This is a genomic window from Bacillus sp. FSL K6-0268, assembly GCF_038005425.1.
GTDB classification, from domain to species: domain Bacteria; phylum Bacillota; class Bacilli; order Bacillales; family Bacillaceae_G; genus Bacillus_A; species Bacillus_A thuringiensis_S.
In genome coordinates this window covers 5,840,094-5,866,096 of record NZ_JBBOTF010000001.1, presented here as the reverse complement: position 1 = coordinate 5,866,096, position 26,003 = coordinate 5,840,094, and the positions used below count along the sequence as shown (strand labels likewise).

The window sequence follows — 26,003 nt, the reverse complement described above, 5'->3', positions numbered from 1 at the left end:
AGATTTTCTTGGTACTTTTCTTCGGTCTTGTCTTCTTGCTGTTAGTTATATTTTTCGATTCTAACTTTTCCTAACGTTTTCTTAATGATTTTCCTTTTCTCTCGGCACAAAAGTTAAGTTTTAATTTTTATCTACTTTCTTATTTTCTACCGTTCGTTTTGCTTATTCTTTTTCTATTTTATCTGCAATCCTTGAATAACTCTTCTCTATATCATTGGTAATTTCATCCTTTTATTTCGGATGCCCACTTAATCTAGTAAATTTATTAATGCTTCTATATTCTTTCATAGTCATTTTTCTTCTATTTATTTTCTTCACTATACATATTCGGAGGAATACATAGTTTTATGGGGGTCAAAAAATATTTTTTTAAAAAATACATATTTATTTCAAAAATAAAAACCATCAATTTGAAAAAGGATAATCAAATTGATGGTTTTCTTATAATATCTATTAAATTGGATTCTCATTTTGTACATTTTATCATGATTGAGGAGAGAAAAGATTAATATAAACCGATGCAGCTAAGTCATATTATCGAATCGAATGTAGTGTAATCACATATTTCTCATTCTCTTAAGTAAGGACTAAAAATAACCTATCCATAGAGCTACTAAAACCACTACGAATAAAGCAAAGCAACATGTAATATTTCGAATCCACTTTTGTATATCATCAAAATACTTTTCTATAAATGCAGTGTAAATAGAAAGCATAAGAAGTAGCACAATGAAAGTAAAGGATCCCAATTTATCGTTAAATCTTTCATTAGTAAATGTACTTACATGAAGGAATAGAAAAACAAACGTTACTATGAATAGCTCAAATAGCCTTTTTTATTCTCCCCACCACCACCTTACAGTAATTCCCTTTTATTCCATTTTATCAGAACATACTGTGTAGCAGTATATGAATATTATATTCATTTCAAAAAGGCCAACAATACAAGATCATTAGCCTCTACTTTCCATATTCGCACCTTTTATCACTTTACTTCCTAACAACCGGAATCCACATTTCACCAAATACTAGGCCATTTCTCTGTCCCATCTCAACCGTTGTATTCGGTCCACCAACATAGGCAAAATCCTTTGCTTCTGGTAAAGCTTGACCGAAGGCGATGCCAGTAAGCTTATTACTTAGCTCTTTAGCCGTTTTGTCTTCCCCTTTCACTACTAAGTATTCTCCCCTCGGAAACTGAATCACTCTAGATTCTTCTTCTATTTGTGCTTCTGTCATGACACCCGCATAATACATCATTTTGTTATTCACCGCTTCGCTCACGGAAAAAATGTATTCATTTGTAGCTAAAGCTTTTAAAGTGTCCAGCCTTCCATCTTCTTTAACAGCCGACCAAAAGTCTTCCTTTTCTTTATTTATCCCAGCAAAGTCTGTATAGTCACTCTTAATTTCAGTTCCAATACCTAACACAATAAAGCTATCTTTTTCTTCAATCGTATAATTTTTCATATTCAAAACCTTCCTTCTTTTAAAATGATTCAAATGATTTATCTTTTCATCTGATACGTTTATAATACCTTTAAACCATGTCAAAAAATGATACTGTTTAGGAGACCAAAATGAAAAAAGTTGAACGGATTAATACAATTATGCGGTATATCAACAACCGCTCCCACTTTACAATATCTGAAATTATACAAGAATTTAACATATCACGGTCGACAGCTATTAGAGACATTAGAGAAATTGAAGCTATGGGAATGCCACTTGTCGCTGAAGTTGGGAGGACCGGGGGATATTTTGTTATGCACAACTCTATCCTGCCCGTTGTTCGCTTTACTGATAATGAAGTGAAAGCTCTTTTTATTGCCTTTATGGCTACGAGGAATCAACAACTTCCCTACCTAAAGAGTCGTCAATCTTTAGCCGAAAAACTACTAGGACTCATCTCAGAAACCCAGCAAGATGATCTCGTTCTTTTAAATCAACTCTTGCTTTTCCAAGGGACTAATCCTTATAATCCCGATCTACTTGAGCTTTCTGATCTCCCCCATCCTATGTTAGAAAAACTCATTCAAATCCTTCTTTTAGATAACCATTTATTGATTACTATCAAAGAAGATGAAGAAATCAAGTCTTATCCAATTTATCTATTGCACCTTTATCAAGAAAAAAGCCATTGGATCATTGAAGGGTTTGACTTAAAAGAAGAAAAGAAGATGATGTTTCCTGTCGATGATCTCATTAATATCGAACCATACACGACGAACAAAAGGCTAAATAAGAAAAAGATTTTAGAAAAACTAAGTAAGAAGGACGAAGCAATTAACCTTGTATTTGAACTTGGTCCGACAGCAATTGCCCAGTTCAAAAAATACCATCCTTTAAAAATTTCAATATCTTATACTAATCCTTACCAATCCACAGCCATTTTAAAAACTTTTATCAATGTTAACAATCCCGATGAAGTGATGGAAATAATAAATTGGCTGCTTTTTCTAGGGAAGGATATTAAAATCAAAGAAATACCCGATGAAGTATTAGCAGATTTACAAAAACGAGTGTGCTTATACATTCCATAAGCAGTGAGCCTCAAATATTAAGCTTTATCACTGGATAATTATCCTATTTTTAAATACCATTTCATTTACTACAATGAGAGCATGATAAATAATAAAAGCACGGAAAATCTCCCGTGCTTTTCTAAATATATATTATTCCTGAAGGTTTCGTTTATCTCGTTTCTTACCCTAACTGACGTTTAAATGCTTTACTGGCGAAAAAGTAAGAGATGACCATTATACCTACGCACCAAGCGAGTGCAATCCAAATATCGTTACCCACAGTTCCTTCATATAAAAGAGCACGAATCGCATTCACGATTGAAGTTACAGGCTGATTCTCTGCAAACGCACGAACAATTTTTGGCATCGTTTCGGTAGGCACAAAGGCCGAACTAATAAATGGAAGAAAAACTAGCGGGTACGAGTAAGCAGTCGCCCCTTCCATAGACTTCGCTTTCAATCCTGGAATGATAGCTAGCCATGTTAGCGCCAGCGTAAACATCCCAAGTATTCCAGCTACCGCGAGCCACTCTAGAATATTAGCACTGGAACGGAAACCCATTAATAATGCAACAAGAATAACCACCACGATAGTAAGTACATTAGCAACAAAAGAGGTTAAAACGTGAGCCCACAATATCGATGAGCGCTTAATAGGCATCGTAATGAAACGTGCCATCAGCCCACTCTTTACATCCGTAAATAGTCGCACGGAAGTGTAAGCTACACCGGATGCGATAGCCATTAGCAAAATTCCCGGCAATAAATAATTAACGTAGTTATCCGTTCCTGTCTTTATAGCCCCGCCAAATACGTAAACAAATAATAGCATCATCATAATCGGTGTAATTGCTACCGTAATAATTGTATCCGGACTACGCATAATATTGCGCATTAAGCGCCCTAGTAATACCCCTGTTTTGCTTTTCATTTACATCTCCTCCTTTTTACCGATAATCGCAAGGAAAATTTCTTCCAACGTCGGCTGCTTCTCGATATACTCTACTTTTGCTGGCGGGAACATCTCTTTCAGTTCAGTAAGAGTACCTGTCGTAATAATTTTTCCGCCATGCAAAATAGCGATACGGTCCGCCAGTTGTTCCGCTTCCTCCAAGTACTGAGTAGTGAGCAAGATCGTTGTGCCGCTGCCGGCAAGTTCCTTGACGGTATCCCACACTTCGATCCGCGCTTCCGGATCAAGTCCAGTCGTTGGTTCGTCAAGAAAAATAACTGCTGGCGCCCCAATCAAACTCATCGCGATATCAAGTCGGCGCTTCATCCCGCCTGAATACTGGTCTGCCCTCTGGTTGGCCGCATCAGTCAGGCTAAATCTTGCAAGTAGATTATCAGCAACTTGTGCGGGATTGGAAACACCACGTAACTTAGCGATCATTATCAAGTTTTCCCTTCCAGTAAGCATGCCGTCTAAAGCTGCGAACTGTCCTGTCAAACTGATGCTTTGACGAACATGATCTGGTTGTCGCTGGACGTCAAAACCGCAAATACTCACTTCACCATCATCTTGTTTCATTAACGTCGAAAGGATATTGACCGTTGTCGTCTTTCCCGCTCCATTTGAGCCTAGCAGCGCAAAAATTTCGCCACGCTGCACCTCAAAATCCACTCCCTCTAAGACTTCTTTATCTTTAAAAGATTTTTTTAACCCTTTTATAGAAATTGCTGCATTGCTCATACTTTTTCCCCCTTATAAAATTAGATTACATACACCCTCTATTTAGTATCACTGATAATCTGTATTACTTAGTACTGGTTTAAAAATATAACTGAATAGCGATGGCGGCAATTCACATTTGTAACCAGCTAATCAGTCGGTATTACTAATTGCATTTATTTTTTTCTCAATTTCTTCATAATACTTTCATTCAAATCTTCACGATACTTGGAGACATACGTTTTAGCGTTTGCCACTAGTTCGTCAGCAAAGGAAGCCACGTCATCCCCAGTAATGTCAAGCACTTGTCTTCCTTCCGCTGCACCCGCTTCGAACAAATCGATTAATTCATACTGTATGTGTAACATATCCATCCCGTTACCCGCTGAGAAATTCCACATGTAGTTTTGAATTTTCTTAAATACAAATTGGTAGTCCTCTGGCAGAGCCTCAACTCGTGCCATCATCATTTTGTACTCTTTTTTATCACCAATTAACTTTTTGAACATTTCTAACATCTTATTTTCCTCCTTTTTTATAAAGCCGAACAAGAAATTCTCAAAGTATCGGCCAGAACATTTTATCTTATGAACCTATTTTGACTTCAAGACGTTAATTTTTGACGATACAAAATCCCATTTTTCCCAAAACAATTCAAGCTCCTGGCGGCCTTCTTCATTTAATGAATAAAACTTACGAGGAGGCCCCATATCTGATGGTTTCTTTTCAATATTCACAAGCTTTTTCTTCTCTAATCGTACGAGGATAGTATACACCGTACCTTCTACAACTTCGGTAAACCCAAGATCATTCAGGTGGCGGGTAATCTCATAGCCATACGTTTCACGGCGACTAATGATTTCCAGTACACACCCTTCCAGTGAACCTTTCAGCATTTCAGTTAAATTTTCCATGTCCTGATCCTCCTTTACCCCCTATTCTGTCTGGCTTATATTCAGTACTACAGAGTACTAAGGCGAATTTTTACTGAATAGCTTTTGAGTAAAACTACACTATTCAGTATTACTTATTACAACTACATTGTATGACTAAGTAGTTGTGGATGTCAACTTTATTTTCAAAAAAATTAAAAATCCGCTTTACCCTAACCGGATACAGTCTCCTTTTTTTGTTGTAAGGGCCGTCAAACTAGTAAAACAGCGCTGATTCAAAGTGTAATTTAAATCAGCTCTGCTTTATTGTTTTCATACCGATATATCATGTTTTTTCACGATACAAATTGTTTCTCACTACCATTCCCATTGCATATAAAGCATAAAGGCAAGTGCGGTCAGAGAAAATTCCCAGAGATTATCCGTACATGATACGAGCCCCTAAAATACAATTCTGTTAGAAATTTGTTCTCTATATTCTCTTTTATTTTATTTCTGATAGTTGATTCACAACACTATCTAAAAATTTTTCTACCTTTTCTTTTGATGTATCCGGCGCATGATAACCAATCGTAAATGTAAGTCTTCCATTATAAGAGCTTACTCCCATTGAAAAGAATGGTGCATACATAATAGGCGATGCCATATACCCGTCCTCAGCTTGAATTTGACCAAACTGAATAGGTTCCTCAGCGATCACTCCCAAATTTGTCAGTAATGGCAACGCCATCCCCATCTGTACAGCCTCTTCATATTGCTGATTATACATTTCCTTCACTGTAGATAGCTTCATTTCTGCCAGTAGCTCCATTCCTGCTGCTGAAGAAAGACCTGGATTTTGAGACTTTATTTTATCCATTGATTGTTTAACTCGAACAAGAGTCTGCTTAAATGTTTCATCGTCTTCCATTTTAATCACTGGCATTTCCATACCGGATAAGTTGCAAATAGCACCAGTTGTATTATTAGGCAGATATCGACGTAAATCAATTGTCAAGCCAATCATTTTTTCTGCAGTGCGAGGTTCTGCATACACAGTGAAATGTGATAAAGCTCGGAAGTATGCAGTCATGATTACATCATTCAAGGTAGCCTGTTGTGCTTTTGTCCATTGGGTTAAACGTAGAGTTTGCTCATGGCTCAATCGCCGTACGGACATTTGGGGAAATTTATTTTTGTTAGGTTGAGATGGAAAAGACCATAACGATGCCTGTTGTTCTTGGTTAGGACGATACGCACTTTTTATGTCCGATATTCCAGCGTATTTGAATACATGTGATTGATCTCGACAACTCTCATTTCCCTCATCAAATTCCTTTATAATTTGCTTCTTAGACCGTCCCAATGAAAGGTGCGTATATATTGTTCCAAGCAATTTAATATATTCCTTGACTCCTGCACCATCTGAACATAGATGAGATAATTTCACAACTAACATATCTGTTGTAGTGCCCCGTAATAATTTCGTTTGAACCATAGGCCCCTGTATACGATCACCAGGTTCTTTAATAAAATCTATTGCCATTATTTCAAGTTCTTGATTATTTCCTTCTGCAAAAAAGCAAATAGATGAGTTAGTGTCAGATGAATGTTCCTCCCAGTAAGGAATATCATTTTCTACAAACCGGCTGTTCAAAACTGGTTGCAATTGCAACGTTATCCTTACTGATTCTTCAAGTATTTCCTTGGATATACCTACAGGAAAATAAAGAACTGCATTAATTTGTTGATCTGCAGAATAAAGACCTAATACATAATTCATTCGATCTTGTGGTGTTACTGAATACTTTCTTTTCTCCATAATTCCGTCCCCCTTTAGGACTTTTTGTATAACCCTATTTTCCATATGCTTGTAATTTTTCTAGTCATTTTTCTTCAAGAGCTAATAACGCTTATTTTTCGAATTTTTAACGAAATCATCTTCTCCGTATTGGTTTCATTCTTTTTGCAGGTGATATATCCATTATTTTATTGTTATTAACACTGCCTAACCTCCCAATGAAACCAAACAAAAATAAATTAAGTTTACATATACATAAACATTTTATTATAACGTCTATAAATTATCAATACAGCAAATAAATCATTTTTATGTCTGTCAATAAAAAACAATATATTCAAGGGCTACTTCATAATAAAAGATTGATGTGCATGTATATGTACCCATATCACTATCAAAATAAGAATGAGAATTTTTTCAACAAAAATAAGCTGCAGATATTGATTTTACAGTAAAAAAAGCCCCTCCATTTTGAAAATGAGTAGGGCTATTTCCAATTTGAATTTTATAAAAGAATGATTATCATAAATAATATTTTACTTTTTAGTCTACCTTATTATTTTTAATCCATTTTCCTAATAAATGAATGGATTTTATTCATATAATTTGAGGTGGTATCGTTGGTTTTTAAAAATAGAAAGCTTATTTTCAAATCAAATGAAAAAGAGGTGAAATTATAGATATTCATGTAAAAATTTCGTTTTGGGGATACTTAAAATCTTAAGGTGATGGGCATGTGGTGTTACACTTTAAAAGCTTTATAAAATTATAAAATTTATAGATATAGCAAATTTTCTTTATTAATAATCATTTGTATGTATGTGTGTATGTACGTTTACTCACACACATACAAATGATTTATAAAGCCACAATTAAGTGAAAACATCTTTTCCGTTACGATAACATCATAGCCATATCTTCTGCTGCATTTGTAATTAGTTTTAAACCAAATGTTTCTTGTAATACATCAAGCACGCCAGCTGAAATAAATTCAGGAGCCTTTGGACCGATGCGAATATCTTGAATCCCAAGACTAAATAGCCCTAGTAAAATGGCAACCGCTTTTTGTTCAAACCATGATAGGACAATACTTACTGGCAATTCATTCACTTCACATTGAAAAGCATCAGCTAAAGCAGCCGCTATTTTCACTGTAGAAATTGAATTATTGCACTGTCCTAAATCAATGTAACGCGGAATTTCCGTACCAGGTACAACACCGTAATCCACATCATTAAAGCGGAATTTCCCGCAAGAAGTTGTTAAAATAACCGTTTCTGGCGGAAGTGACGTTGCTAATTCACGATAATATTCTCCGCCTTTTCCCGGTGCATCACAACCGGCGATAACAAAGAAACGCTTTATTTTCCCTTTTTTTACTGCGTCAATAATTTCTGGAGCTAATGATAATACTGTATTTTAATTCGATATTAAATACTATACGATAAAAAGTTAAAAATGTTTATACACCAAGCCCTGCACTCCAACTACAATTTTTCTTTATAGATAACAACCGTTATAAAAAGGACAATTTGTGGGCGAAATGTGGGCGAAAATAATAATTACAACAAAAGAGCACAGCGCGTATAAAAGGTGCATCCAACACCCTTTATACCGTCCACCTACTCTAACTAGGCAAACACTTGCTGTAACTCTTTATGTACCTCATTTTACCGTACATAAGGGTTCCTCCGCAACAGTTTGCTTACACTTGGCATTCTGTTGCTTTTTGTTTATACAAAGGAGCTCTTAGTCTATGAAAAAGAAAATCAATGTTATCGCAACGAAAGAATCCTTCCACAACTTATCATCATTCAAAGATGTGGAAGAACTAAATAAAACTGTACGTACATACAGAGATATTATCCGTATGTCTATTAAGCGTACTGACGTACAATCTAAACTTATTATGTTACTTGAAATTTTAAAACGCCACAGCTGCAAATATGTAGGCGTTAGTTTCCTATACAAAAATTCAATTGCTCAGATGATGGAAGTTTCCTATAAAACTGTACAACGTTTAATGAAGAAACTTGTGGATCTAGAGATGATTAAACAAGTAGCAATGAAACGTAAAAAGGATATGCTTCAAACTTCGAATGCGATTATCATTCAACCGATTGTGGAAGAAGTGTCCAACAAGACACAAGGTGAAAGTCCCACAAAGTGTCCTACCATTAAAACAACTCCTGTTTCCTTAAAACAAAATATAAAAGATATAAACAAACGTAATAGTAATGAGAATCGCAATACTCCAAAAGAGAATATGGACCAAGCTGATTTTGTTGCGCACTGGGTACCAGAACGTTTTATTTCTTTCACTCGCTCTTTTTATCATGAATCCAAAACCGTTGAAGAACTGTGGAAGGTCGTAAGACAGTGTAACAGAGTTGTAAACTATACAACCAGGTGATAAAGCATTTACTAACGACCAGGCACTTACTATTGGCTTACGAGCTATCAAGGAGTTTGTAATGAAAATTAAATCTGGAATAAAAATGAAAAAGGGTAAATTCGCTTATTTCAACGGGATTGTAAACAACTTAATGGATAAGTTCTACTTCGATACAGAATTTATGGCCATATAAAAAAACACCTGGCTACATGAACTAGGCATTTCGATGTTGAAACTATCCATGAATTGTATTGTGCTGCTTGTCAAACAACTCACACTGTGCGTATTCACTCTACATGGGATCGCCCACTTGTTGGATGTTGTTTCTGTTTCTTTTTTTACAGACAACATTTGTAACTTCCGATACAATGTGGATTTCGATATTTGTGTCTGTTCACAAATTTGATGAATCATCATCTTTTTCTGTGCATAGAGAGCAATGGCTTGCTCCAAATTGGGATTCTTTTTATGGTACCTTTCTACTCGTCCCTTGTATTTCCTGTTTTGTTTCGCCAGCTCAATGCCTTCCCGCTGGCGCATGCGAATGAGATCTCGTTCTAACTGATTGACTCCGCCCATCACGGCCAGCAAAAATTGACTATACGGATTTTAAGATGTTAAATCCAACCATGTATCTTTTACGGATTATAGGTTGGCGCCCTTCTTTTGGATATAAGCGACTAACTCAAACAATTCCGCCGTACTTCTTGTAATGCGAGTTAAGTCTGTTACCCAGATCGTATCTTCTTTCTGTATATGTTGTAATAGCTGCTGCAATATGGGGCGATTGCGATCCGCCCCGGACGCCTTTTCTTGATACAGGATATCAACTCCAATTTGCTGTAACTGCTCGATTTGTCTCGCTAAATTTTGATCCGCACTGCTCACGCGTACATATCCCATTTTTCTCATTTGTTTCTCCCCCTGATTGTTAGTAACTAGCAGTCCTTCCACACAACTTTTACTAGAGTACGCTTCTCCCAATGACTATGAACAAGTATCGATTGACGATTTAACTTAAATAATCGAATAATCAAATCGTAACAACTGGGAAAGAAAAAGCGCATCAAATCATTAAATCTGCCTCTCATTCATTTGATATTACTTTCGGTAAAGAAGCTTTCTCATTTCAGCTAAAAATGTTAATGACGCAAATCCACTTTATTGAGATTCAACTCAAACAATGTGAAGAACAAATAGATTGACTCCTTATTGAGTTGGATACACCAATAACTACAGTACCTGGCATTGGACCTATTTTTGATTCCATTATACCAGGTGAAATTGAAGATATAAAACGATTTGATACGCCTTCAAAGCTCGTCGCTTATGCAAGCATTGATGCCTCTGTATCCCAATCAGGCCAATATAACTCAGCTAGCATGTCAATATCAAAGTGTGGCTCTTCTCATCTACGTAGAGCATTATTTCAAGCTGCTGTTACTGGCTATAGATATGATCCGACCTTAAAAGTCTTTTATAAAAAGAAAAAACAGCAAGGAAAGCATTATTACGCCTATACCTGTGCAGTAGCCAGAAAATTATGTCATATCATTTACGCTATCTAAAAAAACAATAAACCTTATAAAGTCCCTATACCTTACCTATTGCCTAAAAATCAAGTTCATCCCTTAATTTTTTTAACCTTTTCTCAAGGTTTATTTGGTGTGCCCTTTTTTCAACGAACACTTTCATTATTTTTTCTGCATTTTATCCTTGACTTTTCATAGTTGGCCTTTCGAAAGCACTGAAAGTGCAATTGTGGCCACAGGCGTTTTCTACTGTATATCTTTGTTTTTTACGTGATGGATAGATGAGCAATGAAAATAGAATCTTTTATCTGTTTCTAAAATAGTGAGTGGTGGCTCTAATTCTCTTTGTAATTTATTAATAAAAATATAAGAATAATTAGACTTTATTTTTCTGAAATACTTTGTGCAGAGTTTGTATATTAGATTGGACCCCAAAATATGTAACATCACTTGCAAAAAATTTACAAGTGATGAAAAACGTTATAAACTTAATGAGTACAACTAACGCCATAGGCAGATTGTTCACATTTATAAGTTCGTCATTAATTAGCCGGAAAATGCTCCTAGTGTTACTACACACATAGTGGCACTAGTAGTAAGACCTGCATCAAGACTGATTAATCGCAACACTGAATCACCAATTACAGTATTAATCACAAGAGTGAGAGAACCAGTCTGAGCATTACCAGGGCCAGCTGCAAACCCTATTCGGCTCCCAGGAATTTCAACGGTAGTTCCAGAATTAGTTAATGTAAGAGCGTAATTATTAGATGCTTTCTGAGCTGATACCGTATAACTAACCAAATAGATAAAATCTCTAGCTAATTCAACATCTCCAGAACCATTAATATACGAGATTTCGGAAGTGCCCGGAGTTGGATAGATCGTTGATGCATTAAATAGAAATCGTCCCCCTCCACCTGGTGATTGTCCTGCTGTTATAGCAAAATTAGCTGAATTAATTCCGGGTGATGATGCTGAAGACCCTGCTGGTCCCGTAGCACCAGTCACTCCAGTCGGCCCTGCCGGCCCCGTAGCACCATTATCCCCTTCCACACCTTGAATCCCTTGGGGTCCCTGCGGCCCTTGCAATCCTTGAATCCCTTGTGGGCCTTGCTCGCCTTCTGGCCCTTCTGGACCTTGTACGCCTTGAAGACCCTGGGGCCCTTGAGGTCCTGCTGGTCCTTGAATTCCTTGCGGTCCCGTTGGTCCTGTTACACCCGTACTTGGCCCCGTGGCGCCTGTCGCTCCCTGAGGCCCTGCTGGCCCCGTCGGTCCAGTTGCTCCCGCACCGCCACTAGAAACAGCGGCTGTTCTTGTCACTAAAGTAGATAAAATATTGAGGATTTGGTTACGTGTGGCAACGTCCATAATAAATTCTGCCATTAAAAATGATAAAGTAGTATACAGAGATTGTAACATGGTAGCAATTTGACCAACTTCTGCTGAAGTAGCTGAGGCTAAACGATTGTTAACAGCTAAGAGAAGATATAAACTATTTCGTGTAGCGTTCCTCTCAGTTACAGTAGGAAATTCGTTGAGTAAAAAGTCATATAGATTTATTAAACTATTTTGTAAAGCTATACGATTTACTAAATTTGGGTTATTAAAATACGTATTAATAGCAATTTGTAATTGTTGGATTAAGGCTAAAAGTTGTGCTTGTTGCACTGGAGTAATAGGAACCGTAGGTACTAGCTGTGGGGTGATGAGATTATTAAATACATTTTCGTTCTTACTCATATAAATGATCCTCCTTGTTGTAACGTACCATACATCTGATAGGAAACTCGTAAGTTATTCATCATACACGTCCTCCTTTTTTAAGTGCGTGCACACACCGCAGCCACAACTTATGCCCGCCCAGTGCTTCCTCGAGCCACGCTAGGCGCTGGCGGTCAGGTGTGAAATAATAAATCTGCGGAACGGGCGTTCCGCGTTTTTCCGCCTGTTTAACCAACCCCTCATAGCGGCGCATGTGGCACATTGTTTCATACAAATTCTCCCCCGTATCCATTTCCATGACATGTAGTCGCTCCCGATTATACCAATAGGCTGCCGGCACAAGCGCTTCCTGTTTACCAGCAGGTAATAATTCCTCGTGCCACCGCCACTCCGGATACCCGCACCATTCCCAAATGTCATTGCGGTAGAGGACATCGTAGATGTCATGTAAATCACTGAGCATCGTGACATGAGGTGTGCCAAGTAACGCCCCGCCTTTGCTATTGATTCCAAAAATATGACGAGACGGTTCGACAATACTGTGAAGATACGGACGCAGGTGCTCCAGCTTACGCAGAATACTGCGCCTACTATACGATCCCAAATAAGCAACGAGTTGTCCTGTCGTCGTCCATCCAAACTGCTGAATAACCCCCAACAATTCCAAATCTGTCACCATTTGTTTCACAATCACCTTTTTCGTCATGATCCAACCTCCTTTTTTACAAAATAGAAACAAACGAACAAAAAAGAATCCAGTACACACAAGGATTTCTACGAAAAAGTTCCCAATAGGGTGTACCTCAATGAGAAGCATAAAAAATGGTTTGTATCGGTATATTCGTGTGCATCTCGTAAAACGAAACGGGAGATACATAATCATAATGTTTATTATACATAATATTTTTGTTTGTAAATATAAAGTAGTCCCTTTTCCATTGACTGGGGAATAGAGCGATTGGCTTAATTCACCATATATTCGGGGATTTTTCTTATATTCTCTGGATATTACCACATTTTTTTGGTGAAATAATCAAAAAAACTAGCACGAAGTGCTTGGGGGTTGTATAGAATACAGTAAGCAACGAGATAGAGAGGTTTTACTTTTCTTGGAACAAGATAGGTATTTCGTTTTATCACGCGTTGTGTGAGCAACGAACAAGAGAGATATCCAATATATTCTATATAATTCTAATATATCCCTATTCTTAACGTTTTACAGTTTATTCATTAGGGTACACCCTATTGGGAACTTTACACCTCATATCAGCAGAAATACATGATACATATACCCAGAAAACGCATGATAGATTCCTACTTTCCTAGCTTTCAAACCATACAAACTCCCCTTCTGCTACTCTCCCATTTTTCAGTTCCTTCACCCACCAAAACAGACACACCCTGCCCCTTCCCCCCGTACATAGCCACTCCCCCTCTCACGCATTCCTCTACATCGGCCAATGCTTGCCCCACCTACGTTTTCCTCCCGACCTATTTCTTGTCATACAATAAAAATTGCCGCATGTTCTCTCCACTGCGCCATGGTTTTCACATCATTTCCTACAAAAGGAATCTCTTCTTTTCCGTTCCATCTACCCATCCTAGTTTCCTATCTTGCAAGATTTCCTAACAGTGATAACGGCCACTGTGGAAATTTTTTATGTAATAACACATGTTGCTTCTACCTTACATATCTTAGAGCACTCCCAGTTTATGATATGCCTTACAAAAAAAGCAAGCCAGACCACTATCCTGGCTTGTTTCTTCCCGTTTTATCTTTATGGTGATGAGAGCCCAGATATAAGTAAGCATGTACACTTATTCTTATTTGTAAGGAAGTGTCATATCTGCAATTTGGTCACATATAAGAAAAGTGATTCAGCATCGCTTCACATAGATGGTTCTATCACAAAACAGCGTACTCCAGTCAAGAATGCTCTTTTTTTATTTTTATCGTTCATATTCATTTCTACTGTTACATATAATACTATTGGTAAACCAACAATGGGAGATAATATATCTTTATAATGTCAAAAAAGAGCGTTCCTCACACTCGCCAGAGGAATGCTCTGCTTTTGCTTACCTCACATACACGTAGGCTTCACTTGCTGTTACATAGTATGTTTTTCCTTTGCTATTGTGTACTTTATATTGTGGTGAACTATTTACATTTACTTTCGCCTCAATTGTAAATCCTAACCCCTCATCCACAGTTCCCGCAACATCTCTATCTAACCAGGAAGGCTTTGAATAGAATCGTAAGTCATTCACTTTAGAAACTACACGTTTACCTTCCACAGATGACGATTCTTCTTTATAGCGAATGTATGAGGAATCGTTATAAATCCACTGATTTCCTCCAAGATTCAACCAGTTGCCTACTTTACCGCAGACTTTATATGCTTCACCTTTTTGTAATTTACGAATAACACTATTTATTGTGGATGGACCAGAACGAAGGTTTATATTGTATCCATCAATATACGCTACTCCCACTTCATTCATAACACCAGGTACTTCACTTGGTTGCTTTGGTTTCGCTTCAACTGAAATAGAATTTCCATTATATGCTTTTAATACATCAGTACGAAACTTTGATTCTGATACACCATGACTGAGAAGATAATCAATCGGATCTTCGTGATCTGTGCCACCAAGCTTATACGTAATGTCTTTATGCGTCCACAATCCAATGGATGGATCAATGTTTCTATCACGTAAAATCTTAGCGAGTAGCTTCACATATCTCTCATAGGATTTTTTAAATTTAATAGAGTCACTCGTTTCAGAGAGCTCTACATGAACAAATCGTTTATTGGCTGCTAAGCCCGCTCCCCATGCTTGATATTTTGTGGAAGCAATTTGAACTGTTTCATCCCAGTCTGTTACATAATGTACAAATGCCGAACGCCATGTTCTTGCTTCATAGTTTCGAATATTAATAGCAGGCGCTTCAGGAGTTGCTGTAGAATGTGCTATTACACCTTCATATGCTCCATATCCATTGCGATATTCGACTTTAGGTAACCCAGGAATAATCATTTCTCGATCAGCAAAGACACTACCTATTGAAGTAAATGCAATGATAGCTGCAGTAGAAATTGAGGCTAATAATTTAATAGATTTTTTCATTTGTCGTCACCATTCCCCATAATTTTTTGTTTAATATCTGATACATCCTTTGAAAGTGAACCAAATGCTTTTGCCTGTTCTTCGATGACTGCTTGGTTTTTTTCGATTACTTTTTGATACTGTTCTTCACGCTGTTCATTCTTTTTTTGCGTAGTAAAAAGCATCCACACAAATAACGCTGCGAATGCTCCTTGTTGAATCATTGAATTGAAGATTTGTTCCTCCACTGTTCTCATCCCCTTGAGCAAAATAAATAAGCCTGCTTATGCACGCTTAACTTGTACGATTTAAATTAAAAAGTTCATTGCAATATGAACCGTACTCCCGCTCGGAACACCATTCACGAAAATCCCCCCATCAGGTTTTATTGTCACTTCACACGCTGCGGGTGTATATCCATATGCCAGCGCTGGAAAAGCAATGTGTTGTACCGGTCTAAATCCAACTGGTAATGTAGCGAATACTGCCTCATTTTGAGGATTTCGAACTGAACCAATTACACTCATGTTTTCACCACTTCTCTTGTATTTCATATCTCTGTTAGCAACATTTTCCACCCCAGTTGTAGCAAGCTTAATCCATCCTGTATCATTTTCAGCGGTTGCTATCTTTTTACCTTTCAAGGTTGCTGATCCATCAGGTCGAACTATTAACCCACTTTGAGAATCCCAGGGAGTAGCACCGAATCCCATGTACAGATATTCTTCACCGTTGTTAGCCCCTTTGAAACGTCCCATTCCGCCACGATTAACGCTTCCGTCTGTGTCTTTATCCGCGTAGTGTAACCCACGAGCAGAAGGACCTGTCGCTGAATCAGGTTGAGTCATCAACATTTGACCCAGAGCATGGAACTTTAAAAGCCCTGTTATAATATCTCCTGTTTTCTTTAAGAGGTTCGTGTTAGATATAACTGTGAAAGTATCCGTGTCACTGAAGTAATCCCAAATAAACTTATTTGACGTGATATCTGAGAGTACTAGCTTATTCTGTCCCGCTTGACCTCTAAGAACATAATTATTATTAGTACTTCCACTTGATTTAAACTGAACTGATTTACCTGGGTCCATCCCTAGGTCACCTGTCATGGTGTCTCCGCTTTTCTTAACAACATCCATAGCATTTAATTTCTTCTGCAGCTCGTCTAACGTTTTCTTAATAATCTCAAACTCAGAAATATAGTTTTCGATTTTAATATTTCCTTCTTTCACATCACGTCTTAATGTAATACGAATATCTGGTGTACTCATTCGTTCTGTACTTTTTTCCATCACAAAATAAGCTGTCCAATCATCCGATGTGGAAACAGCTTGAGATGTAAACGTATAGGAAAACACACCATTCTTTGCATCAACTATTTGAGCATCATCTCGAATGAATACTCCTGTGTGATTTGTCGCCTCATATTTAACCACATATCCTGTTAAATCCACCTTCTCCCCTTTTTCTCTTACGTACACCGTAAGCTTCAACCCATTTTTGTCATTCTGCCGAGAACGAATTGTTTTTGTAAACACAGGATCTGCTAAATCTATAATAATTTCCTCATTTCGCATGACTACACCTCTCTCTAACTATTCCTTTTCACACGTCTAGGCGGTCTTCTTTGACGTTTTACTTTGTTCCTATGTTTTATATTCCCTTTAGGCTTTATCGGCTCTATTTCCTCGAATTTAGCCCTAGTTTTAGTTACATACTCTTGAAATGCACTTGTTAATTGTGAAAGCATTCCGTATAAGCCTACACCATTTTCCTCTGATTCTTTTGGAATAACTAAACCATAATGTGTAGGAATTGCATCTGTAGTAATTGTTGGCTCTCCTTCCTTACGATTCATACGCATTTCATACAGTTTTGGAATGTCGGTTTTCAAATTGTATTGTTTAATTTCCCATTCCATTACCTTTTCCAGTGCGCTGAATGCAACAGGACGGATATTGGTTTTATAGGTTTCTTTTGAAGAAACTTTGAAGTCTGAAGCAATTACTCCTTGATAATATGTCCCAAGAGCGGTTTTCACTTGGATATACCCATTGTCCCAACTCGAATTTCGTATTATCGCATTTGGGAGCATGATATCTGTATCCCCTCCAGATGCAACCCCGATACTTGCAATCCAATTGTCATTACGATAAAAGCGGAATTGATCTTTAACCTTAAATCTCATCTCACTTTGGGCATCTAGGACAATCATTTTATCAGCGTCAAGCATTGCGTTACCTGTTTGTGAAAAGTATAAAGATGCTGCATTCAAGTATCCATTGCCCTCGAGTCCTTTTGTAATTCCGATTCCACCAGACTTAACGCTCGTATCTGAGAATTGGTACACCATAATAGCACCATTTGCCCCTGTGGAATCTGAATCTCCGCCTAAAATAAGAGTTGGTTGTATTTCATTTCTACTATTTTTGTAATACCCTACAAACACCCTTGTTTTAGATGACTCATACAAGCGTATGAATTGCTTTGAAATATTTACATAGTTGACACTATCTGAAGTTCGTAATGTTGCACCTGTTATTTCTCCACCTTGCACAAGATTTCCACTCAACGTACCTGCAGTAATAAAATCAGCAACAATTCTTCCGTCACTTGTAATGGCAGTTCCATATGGGCCATTCACACCTGTGGAAGAATACCCTAATCCATTCAAGTTCCATTGCCAAACCTTTTTCGCACTCTTTTCATCTTTCGTATCCATAATTAAAATACGATCTGGATAAACACGGACATGCCCTCCGAACCCAGAATTAATAAGGCTTGTAGCATTTGTTTTTGCTGCATCCAAAATAGAGCCTGGCATATTGGACAACTCTTCTTGTACCAAATCAACCTTACCGGAAACGTCTGTAAAGGATTCTTTGAAGTTACCAATGGTTATATCCAGATACTCTTTTTTTATTGGATCATATTTATATGCAATTACCTTCGCCTTTATATCAATACCATCTTCTTGATGTTCGACCGTAACCGTATCCGCCATATAAACACTTTGTAAATGCTTATAATCCTTATACTCTTCCGTTTGTGATAACTCCTGAAACTTAACGTTATAAGTTGCTTTAGGCTGGTCAATTTTTTGAATCGTAAACATATCTTTTGCGGCCTGACGTAATAATTTATACGCTTCTTCTAACGGAACTGCATCTTCATCGTCAGCATTTTCACCAATAGCTGCTTTAATATGTTTAAACTCAATCACTCTAATTTTCGGATGAGGATACTTATTTATAAGTGGGCTATCCACATACTTTTCAGGAAGAAATAATTCCTCAAAACCTTGTGGCATGATTCTAGTTATGGGACTTTTCCAATCAACATTTCCCTCGTATCCAAGCAAATCTTTTTTATGCCGAATCACTACTCCACGATCCATACCGCGATTTAGTAGCATCTTCACATCAAAATTATCTCGTTTTAATTCGCCGCCCCAACGATTAACAAATGAATTGTCTTGACTAGAATCCAATAATGCTTCCACAGGATTTTTACGGACAATACGTGCACTGGCTATCTTTGGTACATCTGAATAAAACTGAAAAGGATGCTTGTATTGGCATCCTGCTGACATACGATTCATAGCTCCATTGCCATTTGTTGTTTCAGCAAAAATATCTTCAATCAGATTTTCTGTTAAATCATAAAAGATGTGATAACATTGCGCTGTAATCTCACCCATGCTGACTTTAGGAGCTGCTACTCGAAATAGTTGTTCACCATCAGGAGTTGGAACTTTAATGATGCTCATTCCCTCTATTTCCAGACCGTGCGGCGCAAACAATGGATAACGAAATGAAAATAAAAATAAACCATTAAGTTCTTCCTCAACAGTCGCGTTATACATATTTTTATCTAAAGCTCCTATACCATTGTGTGTAAAATCAGTCTCATTTGGTTTATATAAAGTAATCATGCATATCTCCACCTAGGCCTAATTTCCATAAATTGAATTGCTCCTGACCACTCTATTGTATTTTCCCCCACGCCCAATATAGGGAACTGCCCAACCATTTTATGATTCATTGATATGGTATCGGTATATGCTTCAAGTACTTCTGAGTCTATAACAACAGAACCATTCACATCTTTTATTTGGAAAGAGACGTCATTGATTGTTATACGGAAAGTACCATTTCCCACAATCCAAAACTTAGGATCAGATTCAATTGTACCTGGATTATAAATGACACCAGGTTCGGTGAGCTTTAGGTTTACATCTTCTGTATATTCAAAGGGGCCTAGCGTAAAATCTACCTCGAATTCACCATGCTCCTCAATCTCAGTTATGATGTCTCCCATTTCAACATGCTTAATCTTCCGATACACATCTTCATCTGTGAAAAAGAGTGTTTTCCCTTGTAATAACCAAGGTTTTGCACGTCTTATGAAAGGTTTAATATTTTCTCTTTCCAACATATTAAATTTCACCTTAAAAGAAACATTTTCATATGTCCCTTTCTTTGTAAGTGAACCATGTCGTCCTGGTATTTCTATATGTTCTACCTTTTGTTTTGCGGTAGAAATCACAGGACGACCTACTACACCTAATCCGTAACTGCTTGCTAATTCATTATCGATTCCTATATCCAACAATTAAGTCGTCCTCCCTATTCCTATTTTTGAATTACGCCCTTTTTGAGCAAGTGCATCATCTATTTTTCCGACCATGCGGTCAACATCACGATCATCCCTCACTGAAGGATTATAAATATGAATTACAGTTGGTTCAGTAGACATCGTTGCTGCAATCCCTTCACCAATCGCGCCTAATGTTTTTTTATTCAACGGTAAAACCGCTTCATTTCCAGCTTCTCCTGCACCTTGTAACTGACCATTACTCATACCGAAAATTGTAGGTCTAGTAAAAATACCGCCTTTTGCACGCCATTGTACACCAATGCCAGATGGATACGTAATGTCTTTCCCTAAAATGTTTTTCGTGCTAGTTTCTAAACTAAAATGCGGCATTTTAGGCATTTCCGGTTTCGGAATCTTTAATTTCAAATCACTGAAAAACCCTTTGATTTTATCAATGAATCCCTTTACTTTATCTACCGCATCTTTTATCGGGTCAACGATAAATCTCTTTGCTGCGTCAAATTTTTCTTGCGCTGCATTTTTTACAGAATCAAATTTCTCCCGTGCTGTGTTGTACATATCATTGAATTTCTCTTTTGCAGCATTATAAGCTGAAATAACCGGATCGATGATATATTTATAAACCACTTGCCACGCTGTAAGTGTATAGGATTTAATTTTTCCCCAGTTTTGTAATATCCAATTTGCTAAATCATTCAGTTTTTCTTTCGTAGCATCCCACAATTCTTGAACCGGTTGCATCACATACTGTTTTACCAAATTCCATGCTGCCAGTGTATAAGATTTGGCTGTTTCCCACTGTGAACCAAGCCAAGAAACTAGCTCACCGAGCTGATTTTTACACCAATTATACGCTTCCACCATCGGATTAATAATATATTTACTAATGGCAGCCCAAGCAATTTGCGCACCTGCCTGTATTAACAGCCATCCCGCTTCTAAAACCGTAAAAATTAACGAAATAACCGGGTCTAAGAATGTACGTATGGAGTTCCAAGTTTCTTCCCAACTTTGTTTCAGTTGTCCCCACAATTCAGATGCTTTCGTGACAAGATTTGACCACCAAGCAGATGCTGTTTCAACAATCCCAGACCATAAATCACTAAAAAATTGACCGATTGGTTCAAAGAAACTATGCATCATTTCTGTAAATGAAGCCCAGGCACCTGAGAAGTACGTAACTGTGGAAGACCATCCATCACTACAAGCCTGAACGATTCCGGACCATAATCCACCAAACCAATCCTTAAATTGTGACCACTTTTCAAATAGCCAATCCGTTATTTCACCCCAGTTTCTTATCAACATGATGATACCCGTTATCGCTAAGGAAACTGCTGCAATGGTAGCTATCACAGGTAAAAACGCCAAATTCAACGCACCAAATGAAACTGCGAGAGCTGCTACAATTGGAGGTAGAATAATAAACGCTGTACTTAATGCACTCATCACCATTAAAAGTGTTTGATCAGCTTCAGACAACTTACTAAACCAATCCATTACAGCTTTAACTCCATCAACAATTGGAGGTAGAATATCTTTCGCTAATTCTGCAAATTTCTTTCCAAGTGGTTCTAACGCCGCCTGTGTTTCTCTTAGTGCTTTTTGAAATTGCTGTCCCAAAGATTCTTCCTGAAGTTTCTTCATTTCACCCATACGTCCAGTTACATCACCAAGACCACCATGTACATTATTTAGACTAAGTACAGCTTCAGCGCCCATATCTTCCCATTTCACGCCAAATAAAGCAACACCAATCTGGTTTGCTTTTACTTTGTCATCCATCTTTTGAAGATCACCTAACACAACATTAAAAACATCGGCTGCAGTTCCCTTACCTTCATTGAATGACTTCCATACTTTTTGTGTCTCTTCAGATAAATCGCCGAATCCTTCTGATACACCTTTCGAACCATCTTGTACACGGATACCAAATTCTTTCACTAGGTCATTGATATAGTCTAAGTTATACGAACCACTTTTTGTTCCATTTGCTAAAATCGTAAACATTTCTTGCGCACTAAAACCACCTTGTTTAAATAAAGGCGCATATTCAGAGAGGTTATCAAATAACTCATCTGAATAATTTAGACCTTCTTGAGCACCGGCAGCAAGTAAATCAAATGTTTCTTGTGTCGATAAACCAAACTGACTCATTAATTGTCCTGCACCACGAGTCGCTTCGTTTAAATCAACATCGTAAACTTTAGCTAGCGTTAAAACGTTTTCTGATGCACCTTGTAATTCTTCATGTGGAACATCGCGCATATTTTGATAGACCTTTATAAGCGCATTGTCTACCTCTTCAAGATTTTCCCCAAAACCTTTTTTCCAAGTATCAACAGCAATCTTTTGAAGATTTTCGGCACCTTTCCCAGTCAATCCTAATGAAGCTTGAATTTTCCTCTGTGATCCGTCAAACTCTATTGCTGTATTTACAATTGATTTTCCCATTTCAATCAATTTTTCGGATATTCCTTGTAGAACTTCAGCGGCTTCCATTAAATTGTTCATATCAAGTTTCTTATTGATTTCCGCCATACCATCCGCCGCTTGTGAACCACTCCGCCCAACACTCTGTAATGAGTTTTCAAATTGCTTTAATGTCGTTTTTGCTTGGTTTAATTTAGCCTCAAGTTGCTGCACTTCGGTAGAATTCTCACCATACACACGCTTTGCTGCACTTAATTGTTGTTCTAAGTTGTGGACGACCCTATCAGTCATTTCCATTTGCTGACGTAGTTGTTTCTGCGCTAATTCTAACTTATCCGCTTCACTAGCATTTTGACCTAATTCAGCATTTTGAAGTTTGAATGAGCTTGTTAGTTTCTTTTGTTCTGCTTCAAGTTTCTTAGAATTCTCTTGTAAATCCAGTAAAGTTCCACGTGCTTCCCTGGCTTCAATTGCTTGCTCGGAAAGACCTTCATTCACTCTTTTCATTGCATGATCAAGAGAAGTTTCAGCACGTTCTGCATCAAGCAACTTCCCGTACATCTTATTGAGTTGTTCGGCGGTTGTACTTGTGTCCTTAGACATAGCTTGATATTCAGCACGTAACATAGCTGTACGTTTCTTGGCTGCTTCCATTTGAATTTCAAGCTTCTTCTTTTCAGCAAGAAGTTTATCAGTCATCGTCACATCTTGGCCCATTGCTGCAATATGATTTTTATATTCTTTCGCTGCATTATTCATCACCATATTGATTTGTTTCAATGTATTGGCATACTGAACCTGGCCATCCATTTTAAAATTAAGGACGACGTTTCTTTCTTTACTATTCCCTGGCATTTTCTCACCTGTTATGAAGTGACCTTTGTCAATAGTTTTTCACCCATAATATTTTTCTTGATGGCATACAAAAGCTTCAGAAATAAGATCTATCGACAGTTAACCACTCTGTTATTCGTGGATTGGTTACCTCAGGTTAATGGTTCGTCGTTAGGCTCTTATAATCTCACTGCGTGGATCACACCTTTTCAAATTCTAATAAATAGCTTGTTTATCAGAATTTCAGCCATGCCAGAAGAGGTGAGTCATAGATAGCCAGACCTGTAATTCACTATCTCTGAAGCTCATCTATGCCATCAATTGATACCTTTGATTTCTAACTATGAATGAATGAATGAATCAATCAACTTCATATCCTTCCCTCTTTATTTTCGGTGAATTTTACCTGTTTCTAATCCCCATATAAAACACCCCAGTTCTCTTGCGATAGCTGTAACGGCAACATTTCTAGGCTTCCCTTGATATATCATGCGATAATATTTTCTTTGTAACCTTTCTACAGCCTGATCCGCATAAGCAATCACTTCGCTTCGTTGCCCTTTTTGTCTTGCTTTCACTCGCTTCGATTTTAATCCGATTGCTCCTTTTACCAACGCATTTGCACATTCTACAAGAGTAGACCTAACGGTCGAATTTCCTTGTTTTGTAATCGAACGTCGACTGATTTTCTCTCCACTTGAGCTTTCGCTTGGCGTCAATCCTACATAAGCCATAAATGCTTTAGCCGTGGGAAAACGAGTGAAGTCTGCAATTTCCACATGAACAGTCATTGCCGATGTTGTATCTATACCTTTTAAGCATCTTAACTTTGCGATTGGTTCTTCGTACCTTTCACGATGAGATAATTCTTCTAATCTCAAACTGAACCGCTCAATTTTATCGACTAGAACATCATACTGTAATAGGTATTCGCCTAACGTTTCTTTGAATAATCCTTGTAGATCAAGATTCTTTAACCATTTCATATAAGCGATTGTCCAGCTTGATTTCCCTTCATACACATAGCCATGTCTTAAAAGGAATGCTTTTATCTGTTGTTTTATTTTTTTCAAAGATGTTTTAAAATCACCTAACATGCGGATATACTCTTTCACGGCAACATCCTCTTCTTCTGGAACATATACTTCTTTATAGGTGCCATTTGCTAAATTAAGAGCAATCATTTTGGCATCGAATTTATCATTTTTCACCATTTTGTTTTTTGATGAACTGTACATTGTTGTGGGAGCTAAAATATCACAATCAATTCCATTTTGTTCAAGAAGATTATGAAGTGAATACCCTAAACAACCAGCCTCATATCCAGCTTTAATTTTTATATCTTCACCATATTTTGTTTTCAGTTTCTCAACGAATTTTTTTACGAGAGATACATTTGAAGCACATCGTGCTTCTCTTACAATTTCCCCAGTTGTTCCGTGTAGTGCACATAAGCTAAAACTTTCCTTGTGGACATCCATCCCAATATATATTATATTTTCCATAGTGGCCTCCTATTATCATAGGGTATAACCCCATTCATAATGTTTTCATTCATTATTATGGGTTAAAATCCCTGACTTGATAATCTAGGAGGTCACTTCATATTATCTCATTTCTTATAGGAATGGCGTTTGATCTAGCGTGTAGATTTGTTTTGGTTTCTGCTCATGTAATGCATCCGGATTGTTGTATCTCATTTCTTATAGGAATGGCGTTTGATCTAGCGTGTAGATTTGTTTTGGTTTCTGCTCATGTAATGCATCCGGATTGTTGTATCTCATTTCTTATAGGAATGGCGTTTGATCTAGCGTGTAGATTTGTTTTGGTTTCTGCTCATGTAATGCATCCGGATTGTTGTATCTCATTTCTTATAGGAATGGCGTTTGATCTAGCGTGTAGATTTGTTTTGGTTTCTGCTCATGTAATGCATCCGGATTGTTGTATCTGAGATGCATAATGAACTGTTTTAGAAAATGTGCAGGTGTGATTTTCCAAAAGTCATCCATACTTAAACCAAGCAATGTATTACCGACATAAAAATAAAAATCCCAGTCGAGTTCCGACTGAGATTCCTCATTTTTAGTCAGTATGTTTTTTACTTTTTTTCTTGCTTCAGCTTCTCCATATCAGAAGTTTGGAAAGTTTGTCCACTGAAAATTTCGTATACAACGATGAAGATATCAGGTAAATCATTCATAGGAATGGCACCTTTCATTTCATCTAATGTACATTCTGTACCGCCGCTACGTACCATCGCATAAATTAATGCACGCATCAATTTCGCTTCATTTTCTCCCAGGCTAAATTGACCTTTTCCTAACATATCATTCATTTCTTGTTCAAATTCATGATAGGGTGTTCCATACGCCTCTTCCACATAAGGAAAAGATTCAAAAGTAAAAACAACAGGGATTGTAACACCCTGTATTTTAATGCTGTTTCTAGTTATATTAACGTTAACTAAATCACTTAAACGTGACATA

The 26,003-nt window shown here is 37.4% G+C and carries 18 protein-coding genes and 4 pseudogenes; 3 read left to right on the top strand and 19 right to left on the bottom strand.

The window, feature by feature from the left end:
- Window positions 1-587: 587 nt before the first annotated feature.
- Complete coding sequence (locus tag MHI28_RS30485) at window positions 588-815, bottom strand: DUF3963 domain-containing protein (RefSeq protein WP_082180115.1); 228 nt, start codon at window positions 813-815, stop codon at window positions 588-590.
- Between the two features lie 175 nt (window positions 816-990).
- Window positions 991-1,470, bottom strand: a complete 480-nt coding sequence (locus MHI28_RS30480; protein ID WP_000801030.1) for a GyrI-like domain-containing protein — start codon at window positions 1,468-1,470, stop codon at window positions 991-993.
- 110 nt (window positions 1,471-1,580) lie between these two features.
- On the opposite strand from MHI28_RS30480, the gene MHI28_RS30475 reads away from it, so the two are divergent.
- Complete coding sequence (locus MHI28_RS30475) at window positions 1,581-2,543, top strand: helix-turn-helix transcriptional regulator (RefSeq protein WP_000755023.1); 963 nt, start codon at window positions 1,581-1,583, stop codon at window positions 2,541-2,543.
- A 163-nt stretch (window positions 2,544-2,706) separates the two neighbouring features.
- Here the strand turns inward: MHI28_RS30475 and MHI28_RS30470 are convergent, their stop codons facing one another.
- From MHI28_RS30470 to MHI28_RS30445, 6 genes and pseudogenes are all read right to left on the bottom strand, one after another.
- Complete coding sequence (locus MHI28_RS30470) at window positions 2,707-3,456, bottom strand: ABC transporter permease (RefSeq protein ID WP_000837798.1); 750 nt, start codon at window positions 3,454-3,456, stop codon at window positions 2,707-2,709.
- Complete coding sequence (locus tag MHI28_RS30465; RefSeq protein WP_000063306.1) at window positions 3,457-4,218, bottom strand: ABC transporter ATP-binding protein; 762 nt, start codon at window positions 4,216-4,218, stop codon at window positions 3,457-3,459.
- Between the two features lie 155 nt (window positions 4,219-4,373).
- Window positions 4,374-4,715: a DUF1048 domain-containing protein gene (locus tag MHI28_RS30460; protein ID WP_000891986.1), complete on the bottom strand. Its 342-nt coding sequence runs from the start codon at window positions 4,713-4,715 to the stop codon at window positions 4,374-4,376.
- A 75-nt stretch (window positions 4,716-4,790) separates the two neighbouring features.
- On the bottom strand, window positions 4,791-5,111 hold the full coding sequence (locus tag MHI28_RS30455; RefSeq protein ID WP_000429487.1) for a PadR family transcriptional regulator: 321 nt from the start codon (window positions 5,109-5,111) through the stop codon (window positions 4,791-4,793).
- Between the two features lie 463 nt (window positions 5,112-5,574).
- On the bottom strand, window positions 5,575-6,891 hold the full coding sequence (locus MHI28_RS30450) for a condensation domain-containing protein (RefSeq protein WP_000415486.1): 1,317 nt from the start codon (window positions 6,889-6,891) through the stop codon (window positions 5,575-5,577).
- 873 nt (window positions 6,892-7,764) lie between these two features.
- Window positions 7,765-8,289, bottom strand: a pseudogene (locus MHI28_RS30445) (hydroxylamine reductase); the annotation flags it as partial.
- A gap of 337 nt (window positions 8,290-8,626) precedes the next feature.
- Here MHI28_RS30445 and MHI28_RS30440 point away from each other — a divergent pair.
- Window positions 8,627-9,458 (top strand): annotated as a pseudogene (locus MHI28_RS30440) (helix-turn-helix domain-containing protein).
- Between the two features lie 161 nt (window positions 9,459-9,619).
- Here the strand turns inward: MHI28_RS30440 and MHI28_RS30435 are convergent.
- Window positions 9,620-10,177: pseudogene (locus MHI28_RS30435) on the bottom strand (recombinase family protein); the annotation flags it as partial.
- Window positions 10,178-10,199: 22 nt separating this feature from the next.
- Between MHI28_RS30435 and MHI28_RS30430 the strand changes: the two are divergent.
- Window positions 10,200-10,833: pseudogene (locus MHI28_RS30430) on the top strand (transposase); the annotation flags it as partial.
- Between the two features lie 510 nt (window positions 10,834-11,343).
- Here MHI28_RS30430 and MHI28_RS30425 read toward each other — a convergent pair.
- From MHI28_RS30425 to MHI28_RS30380, 10 genes are all read right to left on the bottom strand, one after another.
- Entirely contained in the window at window positions 11,344-12,540 is a 1,197-nt protein-coding gene (locus MHI28_RS30425; protein ID WP_340828434.1) for a collagen-like repeat preface domain-containing protein, read from the bottom strand.
- 61 nt (window positions 12,541-12,601) lie between these two features.
- Window positions 12,602-13,228 (bottom strand): hypothetical protein, encoded by a 627-nt coding sequence (locus MHI28_RS30420; protein ID WP_340828433.1) that lies wholly within the window; start codon window positions 13,226-13,228, stop codon window positions 12,602-12,604.
- A gap of 1,373 nt (window positions 13,229-14,601) precedes the next feature.
- The gene (locus MHI28_RS30415; protein WP_078187359.1) at window positions 14,602-15,654 is read right to left on the bottom strand and encodes an N-acetylmuramoyl-L-alanine amidase; all 1,053 of its coding nucleotides are present in this window, start codon (window positions 15,652-15,654) and stop codon (window positions 14,602-14,604) included.
- Complete coding sequence (locus tag MHI28_RS30410; RefSeq protein WP_000392440.1) at window positions 15,651-15,881, bottom strand: BhlA/UviB family holin-like peptide; 231 nt, start codon at window positions 15,879-15,881, stop codon at window positions 15,651-15,653. Before MHI28_RS30410 ends, MHI28_RS30415 begins: the two co-directional genes overlap by 4 nt.
- A gap of 60 nt (window positions 15,882-15,941) precedes the next feature.
- Window positions 15,942-17,207, bottom strand: coding sequence for a BppU family phage baseplate upper protein (locus MHI28_RS30405; protein ID WP_340828030.1), 1,266 nt, complete (start codon window positions 17,205-17,207; stop codon window positions 15,942-15,944).
- 14 nt (window positions 17,208-17,221) lie between these two features.
- Window positions 17,222-19,564: a phage tail spike protein gene (locus MHI28_RS30400; RefSeq protein WP_340828031.1), complete on the bottom strand. Its 2,343-nt coding sequence runs from the start codon at window positions 19,562-19,564 to the stop codon at window positions 17,222-17,224.
- Window positions 19,561-20,244 carry a phage tail protein gene (locus MHI28_RS30395; RefSeq protein ID WP_340828032.1) on the bottom strand — a complete coding sequence of 228 codons (684 nt, stop codon included), beginning with the start codon at window positions 20,242-20,244 and terminating at the stop codon, window positions 19,561-19,563. The genes MHI28_RS30400 and MHI28_RS30395 overlap by 4 nt, the downstream gene beginning before the upstream one ends.
- On the bottom strand, window positions 20,245-23,538 hold the full coding sequence (locus tag MHI28_RS30390; RefSeq protein WP_340828432.1) for a phage tail tape measure protein: 3,294 nt from the start codon (window positions 23,536-23,538) through the stop codon (window positions 20,245-20,247).
- A gap of 365 nt (window positions 23,539-23,903) precedes the next feature.
- Window positions 23,904-25,022: an IS110 family transposase gene (locus MHI28_RS30385; protein ID WP_277548338.1), complete on the bottom strand. Its 1,119-nt coding sequence runs from the start codon at window positions 25,020-25,022 to the stop codon at window positions 23,904-23,906.
- Between the two features lie 593 nt (window positions 25,023-25,615).
- A complete protein-coding gene (locus tag MHI28_RS30380; protein WP_327940314.1) occupies window positions 25,616-26,002 on the bottom strand; it encodes a hypothetical protein in 387 nt (128 codons plus the stop codon).
- Window position 26,003 lies beyond the last annotated feature (1 nt).

Coding starts and splice junctions, on each gene's coding strand:
- MHI28_RS30420 (WP_340828433.1), bottom strand. CDS start 13,228: ATGACGAAAAAGGTGATTGTGAAACAAATGGTGACAGATTTGGAATTG.
- MHI28_RS30390 (WP_340828432.1), bottom strand. CDS start 23,538: ATGCCAGGGAATAGTAAAGAAAGAAACGTCGTCCTTAATTTTAAAATG.
- MHI28_RS30460 (WP_000891986.1), bottom strand. CDS start 4,715: ATGTTAGAAATGTTCAAAAAGTTAATTGGTGATAAAAAAGAGTACAAA.
- MHI28_RS30405 (WP_340828030.1), bottom strand. CDS start 17,207: ATGCGAAATGAGGAAATTATTATAGATTTAGCAGATCCTGTGTTTACA.
- MHI28_RS30450 (WP_000415486.1), bottom strand. CDS start 6,891: ATGGAGAAAAGAAAGTATTCAGTAACACCACAAGATCGAATGAATTAT.
- MHI28_RS30385 (WP_277548338.1), bottom strand. CDS start 25,022: ATGGAAAATATAATATATATTGGGATGGATGTCCACAAGGAAAGTTTT.
- MHI28_RS30465 (WP_000063306.1), bottom strand. CDS start 4,218: ATGAGCAATGCAGCAATTTCTATAAAAGGGTTAAAAAAATCTTTTAAA.
- MHI28_RS30470 (WP_000837798.1), bottom strand. CDS start 3,456: ATGAAAAGCAAAACAGGGGTATTACTAGGGCGCTTAATGCGCAATATT.
- MHI28_RS30415 (WP_078187359.1), bottom strand. CDS start 15,654: ATGAAAAAATCTATTAAATTATTAGCCTCAATTTCTACTGCAGCTATC.
- MHI28_RS30455 (WP_000429487.1), bottom strand. CDS start 5,111: ATGGAAAATTTAACTGAAATGCTGAAAGGTTCACTGGAAGGGTGTGTA.
- MHI28_RS30380 (WP_327940314.1), bottom strand. CDS start 26,002: ATGTCACGTTTAAGTGATTTAGTTAACGTTAATATAACTAGAAACAGC.
- MHI28_RS30400 (WP_340828031.1), bottom strand. CDS start 19,564: ATGATTACTTTATATAAACCAAATGAGACTGATTTTACACACAATGGT.
- MHI28_RS30475 (WP_000755023.1), top strand. CDS start 1,581: ATGAAAAAAGTTGAACGGATTAATACAATTATGCGGTATATCAACAAC.
- MHI28_RS30480 (WP_000801030.1), bottom strand. CDS start 1,470: ATGAAAAATTATACGATTGAAGAAAAAGATAGCTTTATTGTGTTAGGT.
- MHI28_RS30425 (WP_340828434.1), bottom strand. CDS start 12,540: ATGAGTAAGAACGAAAATGTATTTAATAATCTCATCACCCCACAGCTA.